The sequence below is a fragment of the Paenibacillus vini genome, assembly GCF_018403325.1.
Taxonomy (GTDB): Bacteria; Bacillota; Bacilli; order Paenibacillales; family Paenibacillaceae; genus Fontibacillus; species Fontibacillus vini.
On sequence record NZ_BOSL01000028.1, the window covers coordinates 1 to 16,655 of the forward strand.

A 16,655-nucleotide genomic window follows, 5' to 3' on the forward strand; every position below is an offset into this window, starting at 1 on the left:
TGTCGATACGCTTTTACGCACAGATCTCGCCGTACGCAAGTATCCTAGCTACGCGGGGACTTGGCTCCTCCCGCGACCGGACTTTCACCGGCTAGAAGATGCGTGCTTAGCTGGGCACGCAGACAAACAAAAAAAGCCGCATTTCAGCGGCTTCCATGTTGAATAACTCCATCGTATTCAAGTTATTATTCTTCTTCAAACTCCACATTATGATAAACTTGCTGCACATCCTCCAAGTCCTCGAGCGCATCGATCAGCTTCTCGAACTGCGGCACGGAATCCTCCGGAAGTGCGATGTAGTTCTGGGCAAGCATCGTCAATTCGGCAACGGTAAACTCCGTGATCCCCGCTTGTTTGAAAGCTTCCTGAACCTCATGGAATTGATCCGGCTCTGCGTAGACGATGATGTTCTCTTCTTCTTCCACGATATCGCGGACTTCAACATCCGATTCCATCATGAGCTCGAACACTTCATCCAGCGTCTTGTTCGCCACGCCGATAACTGCCGTCGCATCGAACATGTACGCCACAGAACCGCTCACGCCCATATTGCCGCCATTCTTGTTGAATGCGGAGCGAACAGCAGAGGCTGTGCGGTTGACGTTATTCGTCAAGGTATCGACTATAACCATGGAACCGTTCGGTCCGAAGCCTTCGTAACGAAGTTCTTCGTAAGTTTCTTCCGCGCTGCCCTTGGCTTTGTCTAAAGCACGGTCGATAATCGCTTTTGGCACATTGTAGGTCTTGGCACGCTCAAGCACGACTTTCAAAGCGCGGTTGGACTCGGGATCCGGCTCGCCTTTTTTGGCCGCTACATAAATTTCCACGCCGAATTTAGCATAGATCCGGCTAGTATTCGCATCTTTCGAAGCTTTCTTTTCTTTAATATTGTTCCATTTACGACCCATGGTGTACCTGCTTTCTTTATAAAATTTACGTTATCTATTATAGCACCATATCGCCCGATGAAAAAACTACTGAACCCGGGAAAATATGTAGTTTCTAAGAGTGAACTTAAAGAACCGGGAAGAGGCCAAAGTCAGTAACCAGCGATACCACCTCTCCTCCCGCGCTGAATCCCCAATAGGATGCGTAATATCCGTCTCCAAACCCGGAACGAAACATCACTACATTCAATCCTTCCTCGGTATTCAAGACGAGGTCACCCCAGTTATCGTCATTCTCCTCCAGTATAAATTCCACTTTGTTATCGTAAAAGCTGATAAACTGATCGCCCAACTCACGAGCCAATCGTTCCTCTAATTCTTCCATTTGGGCTATGGCTTTCGCATCGGCAAAGCATCCCAGCCCTGTATCTACCGGATATCCGAATATGTATCCATCCTCCAAATCGCCAATGTCCTGACCCGGACGGGTTGCCATCTCCCAGCGAACAGGCCGCGTCTCCGACAGTCTTAATTCAACGGCAGCAATGGCTTGCTCTTCTTGAAGCCACCAGGCCACAACGGGGTATACACCCGGTGAAATAGTTCTGGAAAAAGACTCCGTATGCGGAACCAAAGGATCGCACGCTATAAGTTCACCCGTTACCACGGTCAGATGCGCAAGTGTTTCAGGTTTAATCACGTCCTTTTGTTCCATTGACATGATGTGGTCTAGCAGCTTGGACATGCAGTAGCCCTCCTATTTATCTCTATTTGTTAATTATAAACAAATCCTTTTGGAGTGACCACCATCACTAGGGTTAGCTTATCTGACAAGGTAAAATTATAGATGTATGTTCAAAGTGCGAAAGTGAGGATTTTCCCGATGAAAAAAGGCTATATTCCCAACCAGCACGGGGCATGGGCTATGCTTCTGATTCCTTTCCTGTTCGGCATGTTTGCGGCCAAACCGAATGGGGTGCATGGATTATTGTTTCTAGGCTGGCTGCTTGTTTACTTGTTTTCATTCCCGTTCCTGCAATGGATCCGGACCCAGAAATTGCAGGTATACGGCAAGCCCATGCTGCTTTACGGAGGAATGCTGATCCCGGTTGCGGTAAGTTTGCTTCTGGCCCGGCCGGAGCTATGGAAATGGATCCCCTGGTTCATTCCGCTCTTCATCGTAAACTGCTACTATGCGAAGAAGAAGCGCGAGCGCGCTTTTCTGAACGATCTCGCGGCCGTCATCCAGTTCAGTCTCATCGTGTTTGTCGCTTATCATGTCGGCGGTGGCGACAACTGGACACTGGCCACTGAATTGTTTGGACTTAGCATCCTATATTTTACCGGCACTATTTTTTATGTAAAAACTATTATCCGCGAAAAAAACAACGTAGCCTTTTACCGGTTCTCTATCGGTTATCATGTTGTCTCCATAGCTATTGCACTCATCCTATTTCCTCCGGGAATCTTAATTCCGCTATTCTTGCTGCTCCTTAGAGCGATATGGTTTCCGCGGACTAAAATTACCGTCAAGAGAAGCGGTATGCTCGAAATCGCCTTTTCCTTAATTATGGCCATCACGGCCTTGTCCGTCTTCTAATCTACAGATCTACGCAACAAAAAAAGGTTCCTATCCAGCATCTTAGATGCAAGGTAGGAACCTTTTAAGTTAGTGCAAGTTATTATATCGGACTTAAAACAGTAAACGCTCCTCATCCCGGCTATGAATCTCATTCACCACGATCAGCGACTGGAGCTTATGCAGCACTTCCGGGCTTAGTCCCTCCGATTGCCGCAGCTGATGAATATCCGCAACGATAATTCGGAGCAAGTCATGATCTCGGGTCAGTTTTGTAATCGTCTCCTGCATGTAGGCATTTCCCTTAACAATCTCCCGGTAAAACCCTTCCTCTTCCGCATCGGCATGACCGATAATTCGATTCTCCCAATATTGGAGCAGGTCATCCGCAAGTGCATTTGCAAGCTCGGTATCGCCATTCTCCAGACATTCAAGAACTTGATCCGTTTTCGATACCGCACCCGCCATTCCTCCGTTATGAATAGCCTTATGGGCATGTAATTGCCGTAGCGAAGGTCCGACTGCCATCCTGATCTTCCTTTCGTTATCGGGTTTAACCGCCTATATAGGACATCCCGATTTTATTGCGATGCTTCGCGGTGTATTCCGTCCGCTCATCCGAATACCGATCGGTTCGGCGCTCCCACACGTTTCTGATCGCATCCGTAATCTCTTCATTGGTTGCCCCGCTGCGCAGCAGCGCCCGCAGATCAAAGCCTTCGGTTGCAAAAAGACAAGTGAACAGCTTTCCTTCCGAAGACAATCTGGCCCGGGTACAGCTGGAGCAGAATGATTCGGACACTGAGGTGATGAAGCCCAGCTTGGCCGTGCTGTCATCATACCGGTAGTATTTAGCCACTTCTCCGAAATAAGCTTGATCAACCGGCTTTAACTCGTACATTTCGCCAAGCTTTTGTAACATCTCTTTTTTCGTTACGACCTTGTCATAGCTCCAACCGTTGTCATTGCCCACGTCCATGAATTCGATCATACGGAGCGTGATATTCCGGTCTTTAAAATATTCGGCCATAGGAATGATCTCTTGATCATTCATCCCTTTTTGCACGACCATATTCACTTTCACTTCAAAACCGAGGCGAGCCGCATAATCAATATTTTCAAGGATTCTGGCAGGCTCGATTCCTCTTCCGTTCATCGTTCCAAACAGCTTGGGATCAAGTGCATCCAGGCTAATATTCAGCCGTCTTAAACCCGCATCGAACAGTTCTTTTCCGTACCGGTGCAGCAGTAAGCCGTTCGTCGTCAACGCCAAGTCCTCGACCCCGTCGATCGAGGCGATCTTCTTGACAAGCTCCCGCAGATCACTGCGCAATAACGGTTCTCCGCCCGTTAGCCTGATTTTTTTCACACCCAACGAGACGAAGATTTCAACCATCCGGCTGATCTCCTCGTAGGATAACAGCTCATTCTTGGGCAGAAACGCGTAATCATCCCCGAAAATCTCCTTCGGCATACAATAGGTACACCGGAAGTTGCAACGGTCCGTAACCGAGATCCGCAAATCGCGCAGAGGTCTTTGAAGTTGGTCAAGTAACTTGGTCTTCGACGTCATCATGATATATAGTTCCTTTCGCTAGCGTGATCCCTTACTTTTCCCCTATCCGTTCTATATAAGATGAATTACTTATCTTATCTATTAACCACTTTTTCTCCGGTTGTCGGTCAATTCCGAAAATGCTCCTACATAACGGACGTCCTCACCGGTCTCGTCTTTTACTGCGCTAATGTTAAGCCATTGCAGATAAAGCTCTCCATTTTTGCGGCGGTTCCAAATTTCGCCCTGCCACATGCCATTTTCTTTGATGCTCTTCCACATGATTTTATAAAAATCGGCCGACTGTTTATTCGCTCTCAAAATGTTCGGCTTTTGTCCAATCGCTTCCTCTTCCGAGAAACCGGTCAAAGCCGTAAAGGCAGGATTGATCGCCGTAATCGTTCCTTTTTGATCCGTAACCAGAATCCCTTGTCCGGTGCAGTTGAACACTTCCGCGGAAATACTCAGTTTATCTTGATAAACCATCCAAATGACGAGGATCAAGCTCGCCAGCGCCACTTGGGACAGAAGCATGAACCCGATCGAGTATTGTCCAGTCATGGAGTGAATCAGCGAGAGCATGAGCGGAGGGAAAAATCCGCCAAGCCCACCCATCATCGAGACGATCCCGTTGACAATCCCGGCCTGTTTATTAAAATATTGCGGAACCAGTTTAAAAATGACGCCATTGCCAATACCGGCACTGACAGCAATCGCCAAGCATCCTACAGTATAAAGCGCGATTGTCGGCGAAAAGGCCAATACGATTGCCGCGACAGTGAACAGAGAGAACACGCCGACAAGCAAGAATAAAGAATTAAAACGGTCGGCGAGCCATCCGCCAACGGGACGTAAGAATGTAGCAAGTGCGATAAATCCGGCAGTTCTAATGCCTGCGTCAACTTTAGTGAGTTCAAAGTTCGTAACGAGGAAGTTAGGCAAATACACCGTAAACGCCACGAACGAACCGAATGTTATAAAATACAGCAGCGAGAATAGCCACAATTTTTCATTTTTATAAACGCCTTTGATTTGATCGATCATGGAGGTTTTTACTTTAGGTTCTTTCCGGTCACCCCACAAGAAGTTCAAAGCAGCAAATACGATCAGCAAAATGAGATAGAATTTAATCGTGGTCTCCCAACCGAAATGATTGGCAATCAGGGGAGCGGAGAAAGTGGTTACCGCAGTCCCTATATTTCCCAAGCCATAAATCCCGTTGACCAAACCATGACGTTCCTTCGGGTAATACTTCGGCAAAGAAGTAACGCCTACCGAGAAGATAGCTCCGCCGATCCCCAAGAACAATCCGCCGATAATCAAATCTACGGATGAATTAGCTTCACTAATATAATATACAGGAAACAACAGCAGAATAAAGCTAATTAAAAATACCAGACGAGCGCCGATGATGTTGGCGAGATAGCCGAGCGGGATACGCAGCACGGAACCTAGTACGACCGGGATCGCCGTGATGATGGCCGTTTGGCTGGCGGGAATGTGAATATCCTCGCTCATGAAAGGCAGCAGAGATGAAATGATGACCCACACTGCGAATCCTGTAATAAGATTCAAGGTTTGTAACGGTAACTGCATTTTTTTAATCAAGCGACATCACCTTTTCTTTTCCATATTAATGAATGACACAATTCTAGATTCCCCACCCGTATTGTATCGCAGACATTCCCCCTAACCGCATAGGGAACTCCCCTAATCGGATTCCTGAAATCCCTATGGTCACAAAAAAGCCCCAAATCATCTCCGATGATCCAGGGCTTATCCAATCATATTCATCTTCGTTTACACGATCAATGTGTGCATTTCCTCAAACAGCCGTTCCTGCTCCTCTTTCTTCACAACCCGTGCTGTCATGGGGAACAGGACCGATTCTTCCTTCACAAAGTGTACGGTCAGGATTTCAAAAGCTTCCCCTGCATCCCGTGTAATTTGCTTCATTTGGGCCAGCGAAAATTCACCGTCGGAATGGTGAAGAAAGTGATCAATGTAGGCGACAATTTCTTCGTGTTCGTTCTCGATAGACATAATAGGGCCTTGTTCATAACCGATATGGCGTCCTAAGAGAGGAAAGAAATAAGTCTCTTCTTTCTTTGTGTGCTGTGCCAACGGCTCTTTAAAATCGGTCAGGAGCTGGCGCAGTCTTGCAAATTCCGGCCCGGCTTGTTCCTCGGTATACCGGTCATTTTGGATGTTCAGCACGATCGAATGCCACTCATTCATTAAATGAGACAAATAGTGATGCTCATTTTCAAGAATGCGCATGGCCGGGACTGAGTTCATCAGCTTATCGTTCTCCATGTTTGCTGTAACCCTCTTCCGCTAAAAATCAAGCAGCTTTTTTTTGAGTGCATATTCTACGAGCTCAGGTCTCGTCTTCAGATTCAATTTATCCATCAGTTTGGCTTTATGGGCTTCGACGGTTTTCACGGAAATATGCAGCATCTCCGCGATTTCCTTGTTCCCGTATCCTTTGGCGACCAGCGGCAAAATTTCAATTTCGCGCGTCGACAGAAGCTGGTAAGGATTGCTCTCGTCCACCCGCTGATCCTTGTTGATAAATTCCCGAACAAGCGAGGTCGCGATTTGGGGATGAATATAAATCCCGCCTTGGTGAACCATACGGATGGCGGAAACCAGCTGTTCGTCCGGTGAATTTTTCAAGACATACCCACGCGCCCCGTTTTTAAGTACATGAAATAAATACTCTTCGTCATCATACATCGTAAGGATCAGAATTTTCGTTTCCGGGAAATCCTCGTTAATTTTAGCGGTTGCGATGAGTCCGCTTTCTCCGGGAGGCATGCTTAAATCCATCAGAAGGATGTCCGGCCTATGCTTTGAAACCATCTTATAAGCTTCTATCCCATCCGCGGCAGTGGCTACGACTTCCATATCATCTTGAAAGTTAATAATCATGGCGAAGCCGCTTCTCACCACCGCATGATCATCTGCGATCACGATTTTCACTTGTTATCCTCCCCATCTATCGGATTCATTCAGACGCTTGCCATTTACGATTCGAGGACGCAGTCCCGGTCGGAATTTGCAAATGCACGGTCGTGCCCTTGCCGATTTCAGAGGTAATCGTCAGCTCTCCGTTCACCAGTTCGGCACGCTCTTTCATTCCGTACAGGCCAAGCCCCGTTCCCTTAGGATCCCGCATATTGACATTAAAACCTTCGCCCTGGTCCATCACTAGCATTTCCAGCATCTGCTCCGATTCGAATAACCGCACCGAAACTTCGTCAACATCCGCATATTTCAACGCGTTCAATAAGGATTCCTGGCATATCCGATAAACTACGGTTTCAATTTCGCTGTTAAAGCGAACCCCATTTAATTCCGCCGTAAAGTGGACGATTACCCCGTAATTTTTCTGGACCCATTTAAAATGAGACCGGAATGCGGCCTCCAAGCCCAAATCATCAAGGGACGCCGGGCGAAGCTCCACGGACAGATTGCGTATCTGATCAAGCAGCCGGGTTAATGAAGCCTCGGTTTGTTGAATCTTCTGAAGCGCATCGTCCTGGACATTCAAATACTTAAGCACGCGCAGATCCACGAGCGAACTGAGAATCTCCTGGGCGACGCTGTCATGCAGCTCGCGGGAAATGCGTTTTCGCTCGTCTTCCTGCGCTTTGATAATGCTCTTCATCATGGTGTTCCGGTTTAAACTTTCCTGGGTCAGCAACTGATTCGTTAAGTCGCGAAGCATGAGCACCCGGATGCCCGATTCCACTTCAATCTCTTGAAAGTTAGCGGAATACGGAATAACTCCCCGATCCTTCGTCTCCAGGAATACCTGAAAAGAAGAGAAGTCTTTCGTTGAATTGGACAAATAGCAATTCAGACAAGACATCAGCTCATCATCGCTAGTATAGCCCCGGCAAGTAAAACAGAAGGAGTTGGACTCGCCGGAGCCGATTTGTGTCAGCATGCCCGGGTCGATGATGCTTAAAGCCGCCTCGTTCATTGCAATCACGTTATTGTTTTCATCAAAAAAGAGGATCGCATCCGAGCTTTTCTCGTACATTTTCAGCAAAAGCTCGGTCGTGACCTTGGCAGATGGCTGGATCATCGGAATGTCGACTCCTTTATCCGAAAATCTCCGAATTGTCCCTTCAGGGAATCGTACAATTGCCGGAAATTATTCTTCGTCACGGTCTTGCCTTCCCGGAATCCGGCCAGCAGCACGCCCTCGACCCGATCCAGTTGATACAAAGGAATGGCTGCAAGACTGTTCAAACGTTCTGAAATAATGATGGGATAGTCGTTGAACAGATCTTGAGGACTCAACTCTTCCTTCACATTGGATACCAGCATAGGTTTGCCCGTTTTAAAAACAAGCCCTGCGATCCCTTTGCCCGACTGGAGCACAATCCGCTTATACCGGTTGTTCAGGTTGCCGGAAGCAAACTGCCATGTAATGACAAATCCATCGCTGGCGGATTGTGCAAAAGCGAGCGAAACGAAGTCATAGCCCAGTTGTTCTCTCAATTGATCTATTTTCATCTGGTATTGATTGGAAGATTGACTCATTTTAATGTCTCCCTAACTTGAACTCCTTAATGCCGTGCTGATTGTCCGCGATTCTTTCTATAAAGAATATAGCTTCTCCGGGCATAATTCAAGGGGACACTCCATACATGAACCAAGCGCGTAAACGGCCAAAAGGCAAAAATAAGAAATCCTGTAATAATGTGAATTTTAAAACTTAGCGGAACATCAACCATCAAAGCGGCTTCAGGTTTGAACAGGAACAGGTTTCTGAACCAGATAGAAATCGTGTCACGGTAATCGAAATCCGGTTGAACATTGTTAGTAACAAAGGTGGAATATACTCCCATAAACACAATGAACAACAATAATGCATTCACGATCAGATCGGATGTCGAGCTTAATTTACGGATGGTCCGCTTCGTAATTCGACGCGAAGTAAGGATCAGCATTCCCGCAAACGTGATCACCCCGAACAGTCCTCCGCCGTACATCGCGCCAAGGTGGTACAAATGCTCGTTGACCCCGATGGCGTTCATCCATTCCTTCGGAATCCCTAAACCGGCGACATGACCCATAATAACGGGAATAATGCCGATATGAAACAGCAGGCTGCCTAACATCAACTGCTTCTTCTCAATAAATTCGCTGGATTTGGCGGTCCAGTTAAATTGATCGTAACGATATCTGAAGATGTGTCCCACGATAAATACGGCAACGCATAGATAAGGGAAAATAACCCAAGCAAATTGATCAATCATGTTCATGAATCTCGACCTCCTTCCGGAGACATAGTTTGAACGTTTCTCTTAATGCTTTTACCAAGTAAAAGTACGGGCTGTTATACTTCTCTAAAGATTTCATCAGACCATAGCTTCCGTCTTCCACAATGTTCACCAAAGTATTAATGCTCGCTTCGGCATGTTCGTTGTCCGGCCATTCCGCCGCATATAGAAACTCGCACATCAAGGGCAAATAATCTGGCAATTCCGTATCCGAAATATTCAATCCGAACATTTCATAGATCGCCTTCAGAGCAGTTAGCATGTTGCCCCGCTCTTTGCTGTCCTCGTATTTGGCGAATGTCATATACAAGGTCGACGCTTTCTGGAAATCGAAGGTTTGCACATACAATTCCTCGATTTCATCCATACTGAGCTTCTGCATTTCTTCCCGGTAAGTGTCGATCAGAGAATCAATGGAAGGGGCTAGTGCCCCATCCATTGTCATTTCCGAAAAAGCTTGTTTATCGGGATAGGCCAATTGCCGTGCAAAAAAGCCGAAGGCTTCCTTGTATTCGGTAAGCTTTACCAGATCAATCACGCCAGATCCCTCCATAAAAGTTTTCTTCGTACTGCTCTCTACCGCTCTTGGCGCTTGGCTTCGGTGAAGCCGGTCCGCAACCATCGCAGTCCATGCCGAAGCCTTCCATGCCTTGGGCACGGTACGGGTCCATATATCCTTCTTTATGCGAAGTCGGGATTACGAAGCGATCCTCGTATTTGGCTATGGCGAGCAAACGGTACATCTCTTCAATTTGATGCGCAGTTAAGCCGACTCTTTCCAAACGGCTATCATCAAATGGCTTCTTCGAGAATTGAGCCCGCTGATACTGACGCATCATCGCCATACGTTGCAGAGCTTCCTTGACCGTCTTGGTGTCGCCTGCAGTCAGCATGTTGGCCAAGTATTGGATCGGTGTTCTCATTTCCTCAATAGCCGGGAAGATCATGTCCGGATTCTGGATGGAATCCTTGCCTTCAAAATGGCTCATGATCGGGCTAAGCGGCGGTACGTACCATACCATAGGCAGTGTCCGGTATTCCGGGTGAAGCGGGAAAGCCAATTTATACTCAATCGCGAGTTTGTATACCGGCGAATTTTGAGCAGCTTCGATCCATTCTTCGGAAAGGCCGTCTTTGCGCGCTTGTTCGATGACCGCCGGATCGTTCGGATCCAGGAAGAGATCGCATTGTGCCTTGTACAGATCTTTCTCGTCCGGCGTGGAAGCCGCATCGAGAACCTTATCGGCATCATAGAGCAGCACGCCCAGGTAACGGATTCTGCCTGTGCAAGTCTCGGAGCAAACTGTTGGCAATCCAGCTTCAATTCTTGGGAAGCAGAATGTACATTTTTCGGCTTTGTTTGTTTTCCAGTTAAAATAAACTTTCTTGTAAGGGCAGCCGGTCATGCAGTACCGCCATCCGCGGCAAGCTTCCTGGTCGACGAGGACGATTCCGTCCTCATCCCGTTTGTACATGGCGCCCGACGGACAAGAAGCAACGCAGCTCGGGTTGAGGCAGTGCTCGCACAGACGCGGCAGGTACATCATAAAGGATTGCTCAAAGTTGAATTTGATCTCTTCTTCGATCTTCTCGATGTTCGGATCCTTGGGACCGGTAATATGTCCGCCGGCCAGATCGTCTTCCCAGTTTGGACCCCAGTCGAGATCCATCGTCTCGCCGCTGACGACCGATTTAGGTCGCGCGACGGGCTGATGTTTCTTCTCGCCGGAGTTGGTCAGCTTCTCATAGTCATATGTCCAAGGCTCATAGTAATCCTTCATTTCCGGCATATCCGGGTTGTAGAAAATTTTACCGAGCGCGATTTTGGACAGCTTGGTCCCTGCCTTCAGCTCCAATTTCCCTTTGCGGAGCGTCCATCCGCCTTTGTACTGCTCCTGGTCCTCCCAGCGCTTCGGATAGCCGATCCCCGGCTTGGTTTCTACGTTGTTGAACCACATATATTCGGCGCCTTCGCGGTTGGTCCAGGTGCTCTTGCAGGTCACGCTGCAAGTATGGCAGCCGATGCATTTATCCAGGTTCATCACCATGGCGATTTGTGCTTTAATCTTCAAGCCAGTCGACCTCCTTCATTTTGCGGACGGCTACGTATACGTCTCTCTGGTTGCCAATCGGGCCGTAATAGTTAAATCCGTAACTCAACTGGGCATAACCGCCGACCATTTGCGTCGGTTTCAAATGGATTCTCGTCGGAGCATTGTGGCTGCCCCCGCGTTCTTTCGTAATTTCCGAGCCCGGAACATTGATGTGTTTATCCTGAGCATGGTACATGAACATGGTTCCTTTTGGCATTTTGTGGCTGACTACGGCTCTTGCGGTTACGACGCCATTTCGGTTATATACTTCGACCCAATCGTTATCATTGATTTGATACGGTTCCGCATCCTCCGGACTCATCCAGACGGTCGGGCCTCCCCGGAACAAGGTGAGCATGTGCAGATTATCCTGGTACGTGCTGTGAATGTTCCATTTGCCGTGCGGCGTCAGGTAACGAAGCACCAAGGTGTCTTTGCCTCCGGTAATCTGCTTGTCGCGCGGACCGAATACCATTGGCGGCAACGTCGGTTTATACACCGGCAGGGCCTCGCCGTATTGCATAAAGATTTCATGATCCAGATAGAAATGCTGGCGACCCGTCAAGGTTCTGAACGGTACCAGCCGCTCGATATTCGTCGTGAACGGTGAATATCTGCGTCCCGATTTATTAGAGCCGCTGAATACCGGCGTAGGGATTACTTCGCGCGGCTGGGCCGTAATGCTTGCGAATGTAATCCGTTCAGCGGCACGATCGGCCGAAATGTCTTTTAACGCCACGCCCGTATCTTGTTCGGCGGCTTCCCATGCCCGCTGCGACACTTTCCCGTTCGTCGCCGAGGAAATATGCAGTACCGCATTGGCCGCTTGCTTCGCGGTGTGAAGCTTCGGACGTCCGTTTTTGATCGATTCGTCGAAATACGTGCCGTTGATCTTTTTCAACTCTTCGTATTCTTCATGAACCGGGAACGAGACGCCGTGCGCACCGACTTTTCCGGTTTCCAGATTCGGGCCGAGCGTTACGTATTTATTGTAAATTTGACTATAATCCCGCTCCACGATGGAGAAGTTCGGCATCGTTTTACCGAGGACCGGCTCCACTTCGCCCTTCTTCCAGTCCTTGACCTGGCCGAACGGTTGCGAAATTTCTGCGATAGAGTCATGGCCCAGCGGTGAAGACACAATGTCCTTGTACACGCCCGGCAAATGATCCTTCGCCATTTCCGAGAAGGTTTGCGCCAGCGTCCGGTAGATATCCCAGTCCGATCTGGATTCCCAAAGCGGATCGATCGCCGGGTTAAATGGATGGACGAATGGATGCATATCCGTGGAGGACAGATCCACCTTTTCATACCAGGTTGCTGCCGGCAGTACGATATCGGCGTACATTGGGGTAGCCGTCATCCGGAAATCGAGAGCGACTAACAGATCCAGCTTCCCTTCCACGTCATCGCGCCAAACCAGTTCCTCCGGCTTCTCTTCCTCATTCGGCGTCGACAACAGTCCGTTATGAGTTCCAAGCAAATGCTTCATGAAGAATTCTTGGCCTTTGGCCGAACTCGAAATCAGATTTGAGCGCCAAACGAACAAGGAACGCGGGAAGTTCTCAGGTGCATCCGGGTCTTCTACCGCAAATTTCGTTTCGCCGGATACGACTTGCTCATAGGCATGCTGAATGATTTCGGCATTGGTCGTTTGACCTTTGGCCGCCGCTTCTTCCGCAAATGCCAAGCTGCTCTTGTTGAACTGCGGGTATGATGGCAACCAGCCAAGCCGCGCCGCAAGTACGTTGTAATCCGCCGGATGGCTATATTTGATCTCACCGCCTGTAGGCGATTTGAGCGATTCATTGTTCATTTCTTCGTATTTCCATTGATCCGTCGCAAAATAGAAGAACGAGGTCGCATTTTGCTGACGCGGCGCACCTTGCCAGTCTTTAGCGAACGCAATCGAGGACCAGCCTTCGATCGGACGGCATTTTTCCTGGCCTACGTAGTGAGCCCAACCGCCGCCATTCACACCTTGCGATGCCGTCAATACCACCAGGTTCAAGATGGAACGGTAGATGGTATCGCTGTTGAACCAGTGATTGATCCCCGCGCCCATGATGATCATCGAACGTCCGCCGGTATCCAGCGAGTTTTGGGCAAATTCGCGGGCGATTTGCACGACCAGCGAAGCCTTGACACCCGTTACTTTTTCCTGCCAAGCTGGCGTGTAATGGGAATCTGCATCGTCGTACCCCTTCGCTTCCAAACCGCTGTCGATCCGCTTCACACCGTATTGGCTGAGCATCAAATCGAATACGGTAGCTGCGAGACGGGTACTTCCGTCAGCCAGGGTGATCGTCTTCACCGGGATTGACCGGTTGAACGTTCCGTTTCCGTTGGCGTCAAAATAAGGGAACACGATCTCTGTCCATTCCGCACCGTGATGTTCCACGGAGAGAGCCGGCTTGATCGGGGTTCCATCCTCCCGTTCAAGGATCAGGTTCCATTTCGTGTCTTTCTCCCAGCGTTGGCCCATCGTTCCGTTAGGGACGATCACTTCTCCAGCCGCTTCATCATAGATAACCGGCTTCCATTCTGCGTGCTCAGAGGTATTTCCCAGATCGCTCGCTCGCAGGAATCGGCCTGCCTTGTATTTGCCTTCATGCGGTTCCAGCATAATGAGGAAAGGCATATCGGTATACTGCTTGGCATAGTCGATAAACATCGACTCCTGGCGCTGCATGTAGAACTCATCCAGAATGACATGCGTCATCGCTTGAGCGATCGCCGCATCGGTTCCCGGGTGAGGTGCAAGCCAGTTGTCCGCAAACTTCACGTTCTCGGCATGGTCGGGAGCAACGGATACGACCTTCGTTCCCTTGTACCGGACCTCTGTCATGAAGTGCGCGTCCGGTGTCCGGGTCAACGGAACATTGGAGCCCCACATGATCAGATAGCCCGAGTTGTACCAGTCGGACGATTCCGGAACATCGGTTTGCTCGCCCCAGATTTGCGGGGAAGCCGGCGGCAAATCCGCATACCAGTCGTAGAAACTAAGCATTTCGCCGCCCAGCAAGGAGATGAAGCGTGCTCCCGAAGCGTAGCTGATCATCGACATAGCCGGGATCGGTGTAAATCCGGCAATACGGTCCGGTCCATATTTTCTAATGGTATAGATCAGTTGCGCCGAGATTAACTTGGATGCTACTTCCCAAGTCACCCGGACATGGCCGCCTTTACCGCGAGCTTGTTTATACGACTTAGAGGCTTCAGGATCCTCGACAATGCTTGCCCAAGCATCGACCGGGTTATCATGTCTAGCCAAGGCATCTTTCCACAGCCGCAACAGACGGCCGCGCATATAAGGGTATTTCACCCGAAGCGGACTGTATTCATACCAGGAGAACGACGCTCCTCTCGGGCAACCGCGAGGTTCGAATTCCGGCATATCCGGTCCGCAGGACGGATAATCGATTTGTTGATTCTCCCAAGTGATAATTCCGTTTTTAACGAACACTTTCCAGCTGCAAGATCCGGTGCAGTTCACGCCGTGCGTCGTGCGCACCACTTTATCGTGGGACCAGCGGCCGCGGTACATGTTCTCCCATTCCCGGCTTTTTTCTTCAAGAATCGACCAGTTTCCCGAATAACTCTCAATAGGTTTAAAAAACTTTAGACCTGATCTCTTTTTCATGCGAAGTGATCACTCCTTCTTCCTAGAATGAATTCATTAGAGGGGAATCCAATTGCCTTCATTCTTCTACTTACAGTATGAAAGTGTTCTTCCTTACTTCCCATAAGGGAATTCCCTCATGATCCCCTTAAAATCCCTGTTCACAAAAAAGCCCAAAAAATGTCGACCATTTTCCGGGCTTGAATCTACTATTATTTGTAATTAGTTTAAATTTTAACTAATAGGACGGTCTTTCCATTCGAATTGGCGGCGGCGGACACATAGACATCCTGTGTATTTCAGACTGTGATATACTTGAATAAATATGATGTAGGGGCGGCATATACAATGAATGTGGAGAATCGCAGCGCACTTATCGTAGGTGCAACTGGACTAGTGGGAAACGAGCTTTTGCAGCTTTTATTGGAGTCCGACGAATATGAGAAAGTAAAGGTGTTGGTTCGTACGCCAATATCCATCGACCATCCCAAGCTTACACAATGTCTGGTGAATTTTGATGAATTGAACAATTATGAGGATGAGTTTGCGGTAAATGATGTGTTCTGCTGCTTGGGGACAACGATAAAAAAGGCCGGTTCGCAAGAGGCTTTTAGGAAAGTTGACTTTGAGTATCCCCTTCAGGCGGCCAAATTGTCCGCGAAGCAAGGAGCTCAGCAATTTCTAATTGTGTCTGCTATCGGAGCAGATCCCCAGTCCTCTATTTTTTATAGTCGGGTCAAGGGAGAAATTGAAGCGGCCTTGAGCCAATTACAGCTCCCCTCTTTACATATTTTCCGGCCATCTCTGATTCTTGGCAAAAGAAATGAATTCCGCTTTGGAGAGAAGGTTTCGGCTGTGTTGAGTCCGGTATTCTCACCTCTTTTTATCGGAAAGTTAAACAAATACAAACCTATCCAAGCACGGAAAATTGCAGAAGCAATGTACCGGACTGCGATCCGTAGCCGGAAAGGCGAGCATATCTACAAATGGGAGCAGATGACATCTTTATAACTTCTTTAATGTTGTCTCCCCCATTTGCATATTAACGTTTCAGAGCGACCTTTAATTCTATCGACTATTATTTAAATCTCTTTTTAATCAATCTGATTTGCCCTCTATGGTTAATTTCATCTTCAAAGACGTGAAACCACATGAAATAGTAATTTGTCGGCTTGTCATGCCAGAAGGGTTCTTCTTTGCTTAGCCAATCGTCACCTACGGTCTTGAATAATTCCAGGGTTCTGGCTCGAACCGTATTCATTTGTTGTAAGTAGTAGTTTAAGTCATTCCCTTTGATCTGCTCCCGACCTGCGTCACCCAAACTTAAAGCCGGCCCCCATACACTTAACTCTTCTTCCGTTAGATCCCTTCCTTCAAAGGTTTCAGCTTGATAGGCATATTCAACAGCCGCAAAGTGCAACAGTAATGAACCGATCGAGTTGCTCTCCGCATCCATCAAATAATCCAGTTGAGCTACGGTTAAATCCTTGGTCGCTGCAAGGGTTGTGTGTCTCGCATAATTCATCATAGATATCAACCGACTTATTTGTGGTGAATACCCGGGTATATCGGTAATCAGATAGATTTGATCCATATTCATCATTTCGTACGCCTCCAGT

General features: G+C 48.3%; 16 protein-coding genes. 2 read left to right on the forward strand and 14 right to left on the reverse strand.

The annotated features are described in order from the left end of the window. Nucleotides 1-185 precede the first annotated feature (185 nt). Complete coding sequence (locus KJS57_RS25065; RefSeq protein WP_211020325.1) at nt 186-908, reverse strand: YebC/PmpR family DNA-binding transcriptional regulator; 723 nt, start codon at nt 906-908, stop codon at nt 186-188. Nucleotides 909-1,014: 106 nt separating this feature from the next. Further along, nucleotides 1,015-1,632 (reverse strand): DUF4241 domain-containing protein, encoded by a 618-nt coding sequence (locus tag KJS57_RS25070; protein WP_213656747.1) that lies wholly within the window; start codon nt 1,630-1,632, stop codon nt 1,015-1,017. Nucleotides 1,633-1,770: 138 nt separating this feature from the next. On the opposite strand from KJS57_RS25070, the gene KJS57_RS25075 reads away from it, so the two are divergent. Next, on the forward strand, nt 1,771-2,487 hold the full coding sequence (locus KJS57_RS25075; protein WP_213656748.1) for a YwiC-like family protein: 717 nt from the start codon (nt 1,771-1,773) through the stop codon (nt 2,485-2,487). A 93-nt stretch (nt 2,488-2,580) separates the two neighbouring features. Here the strand turns inward: KJS57_RS25075 and KJS57_RS25080 are convergent, their stop codons facing one another. The 11 genes from KJS57_RS25080 to KJS57_RS25130 all read right to left on the reverse strand — a co-directional run bounded on the left by KJS57_RS25080 (nt 2,581) and on the right by KJS57_RS25130 (nt 15,057). Beyond that, nucleotides 2,581-2,994: a hemerythrin domain-containing protein gene (locus KJS57_RS25080; protein WP_211020318.1), complete on the reverse strand. Its 414-nt coding sequence runs from the start codon at nt 2,992-2,994 to the stop codon at nt 2,581-2,583. A gap of 25 nt (nt 2,995-3,019) precedes the next feature. Further along, nucleotides 3,020-4,039, reverse strand: coding sequence for a GTP 3',8-cyclase MoaA (moaA, locus tag KJS57_RS25085; RefSeq protein WP_211020940.1), 1,020 nt, complete (start codon nt 4,037-4,039; stop codon nt 3,020-3,022). Nucleotides 4,040-4,123: 84 nt separating this feature from the next. Then, entirely contained in the window at nt 4,124-5,629 is a 1,506-nt protein-coding gene (locus tag KJS57_RS25090; RefSeq protein WP_213656749.1) for a nitrate/nitrite transporter, read from the reverse strand. A gap of 192 nt (nt 5,630-5,821) precedes the next feature. Then, nucleotides 5,822-6,337 carry a hemerythrin domain-containing protein gene (locus KJS57_RS25095; protein ID WP_211020314.1) on the reverse strand — a complete coding sequence of 172 codons (516 nt, stop codon included), beginning with the start codon at nt 6,335-6,337 and terminating at the stop codon, nt 5,822-5,824. Between the two features lie 21 nt (nt 6,338-6,358). Beyond that, complete coding sequence (locus KJS57_RS25100; protein ID WP_211020312.1) at nt 6,359-7,006, reverse strand: response regulator; 648 nt, start codon at nt 7,004-7,006, stop codon at nt 6,359-6,361. A 25-nt stretch (nt 7,007-7,031) separates the two neighbouring features. Continuing rightward, nucleotides 7,032-8,117: a sensor histidine kinase gene (locus tag KJS57_RS25105; protein WP_211020310.1), complete on the reverse strand. Its 1,086-nt coding sequence runs from the start codon at nt 8,115-8,117 to the stop codon at nt 7,032-7,034. Then, nucleotides 8,114-8,578, reverse strand: a complete 465-nt coding sequence (locus KJS57_RS25110) for a GAF domain-containing protein (RefSeq protein ID WP_211020309.1) — start codon at nt 8,576-8,578, stop codon at nt 8,114-8,116. Before KJS57_RS25110 ends, KJS57_RS25105 begins: the two co-directional genes overlap by 4 nt. Before the next feature lie 26 nt (nt 8,579-8,604). Next, complete coding sequence (gene narI, locus KJS57_RS25115) at nt 8,605-9,303, reverse strand: respiratory nitrate reductase subunit gamma (RefSeq protein WP_211020308.1); 699 nt, start codon at nt 9,301-9,303, stop codon at nt 8,605-8,607. After that, nucleotides 9,290-9,859 (reverse strand): nitrate reductase molybdenum cofactor assembly chaperone, encoded by a 570-nt coding sequence (gene narJ, locus KJS57_RS25120; protein WP_211020307.1) that lies wholly within the window; start codon nt 9,857-9,859, stop codon nt 9,290-9,292. The genes narI and narJ overlap by 14 nt, the downstream gene beginning before the upstream one ends. Next, nucleotides 9,852-11,393 carry a nitrate reductase subunit beta gene (gene narH / locus KJS57_RS25125; RefSeq protein ID WP_211020306.1) on the reverse strand — a complete coding sequence of 514 codons (1,542 nt, stop codon included), beginning with the start codon at nt 11,391-11,393 and terminating at the stop codon, nt 9,852-9,854. The genes narJ and narH overlap by 8 nt, the downstream gene beginning before the upstream one ends. Beyond that, entirely contained in the window at nt 11,383-15,057 is a 3,675-nt protein-coding gene (locus KJS57_RS25130; protein ID WP_211020305.1) for a nitrate reductase subunit alpha, read from the reverse strand. The genes narH and KJS57_RS25130 overlap by 11 nt, the downstream gene beginning before the upstream one ends. A gap of 327 nt (nt 15,058-15,384) precedes the next feature. Between KJS57_RS25130 and KJS57_RS25135 the strand changes: the two genes are divergently transcribed. Further along, nucleotides 15,385-16,047, forward strand: a complete 663-nt coding sequence (locus tag KJS57_RS25135) for an oxidoreductase (RefSeq protein ID WP_211020304.1) — start codon at nt 15,385-15,387, stop codon at nt 16,045-16,047. 67 nt (nt 16,048-16,114) lie between these two features. On the opposite strand, the gene KJS57_RS25140 is transcribed toward KJS57_RS25135, so the two are convergent. Beyond that, the gene (locus KJS57_RS25140; RefSeq protein WP_211020302.1) at nt 16,115-16,639 is read right to left on the reverse strand and encodes a DinB family protein; all 525 of its coding nucleotides are present in this window, start codon (nt 16,637-16,639) and stop codon (nt 16,115-16,117) included. Nucleotides 16,640-16,655 lie beyond the last annotated feature (16 nt).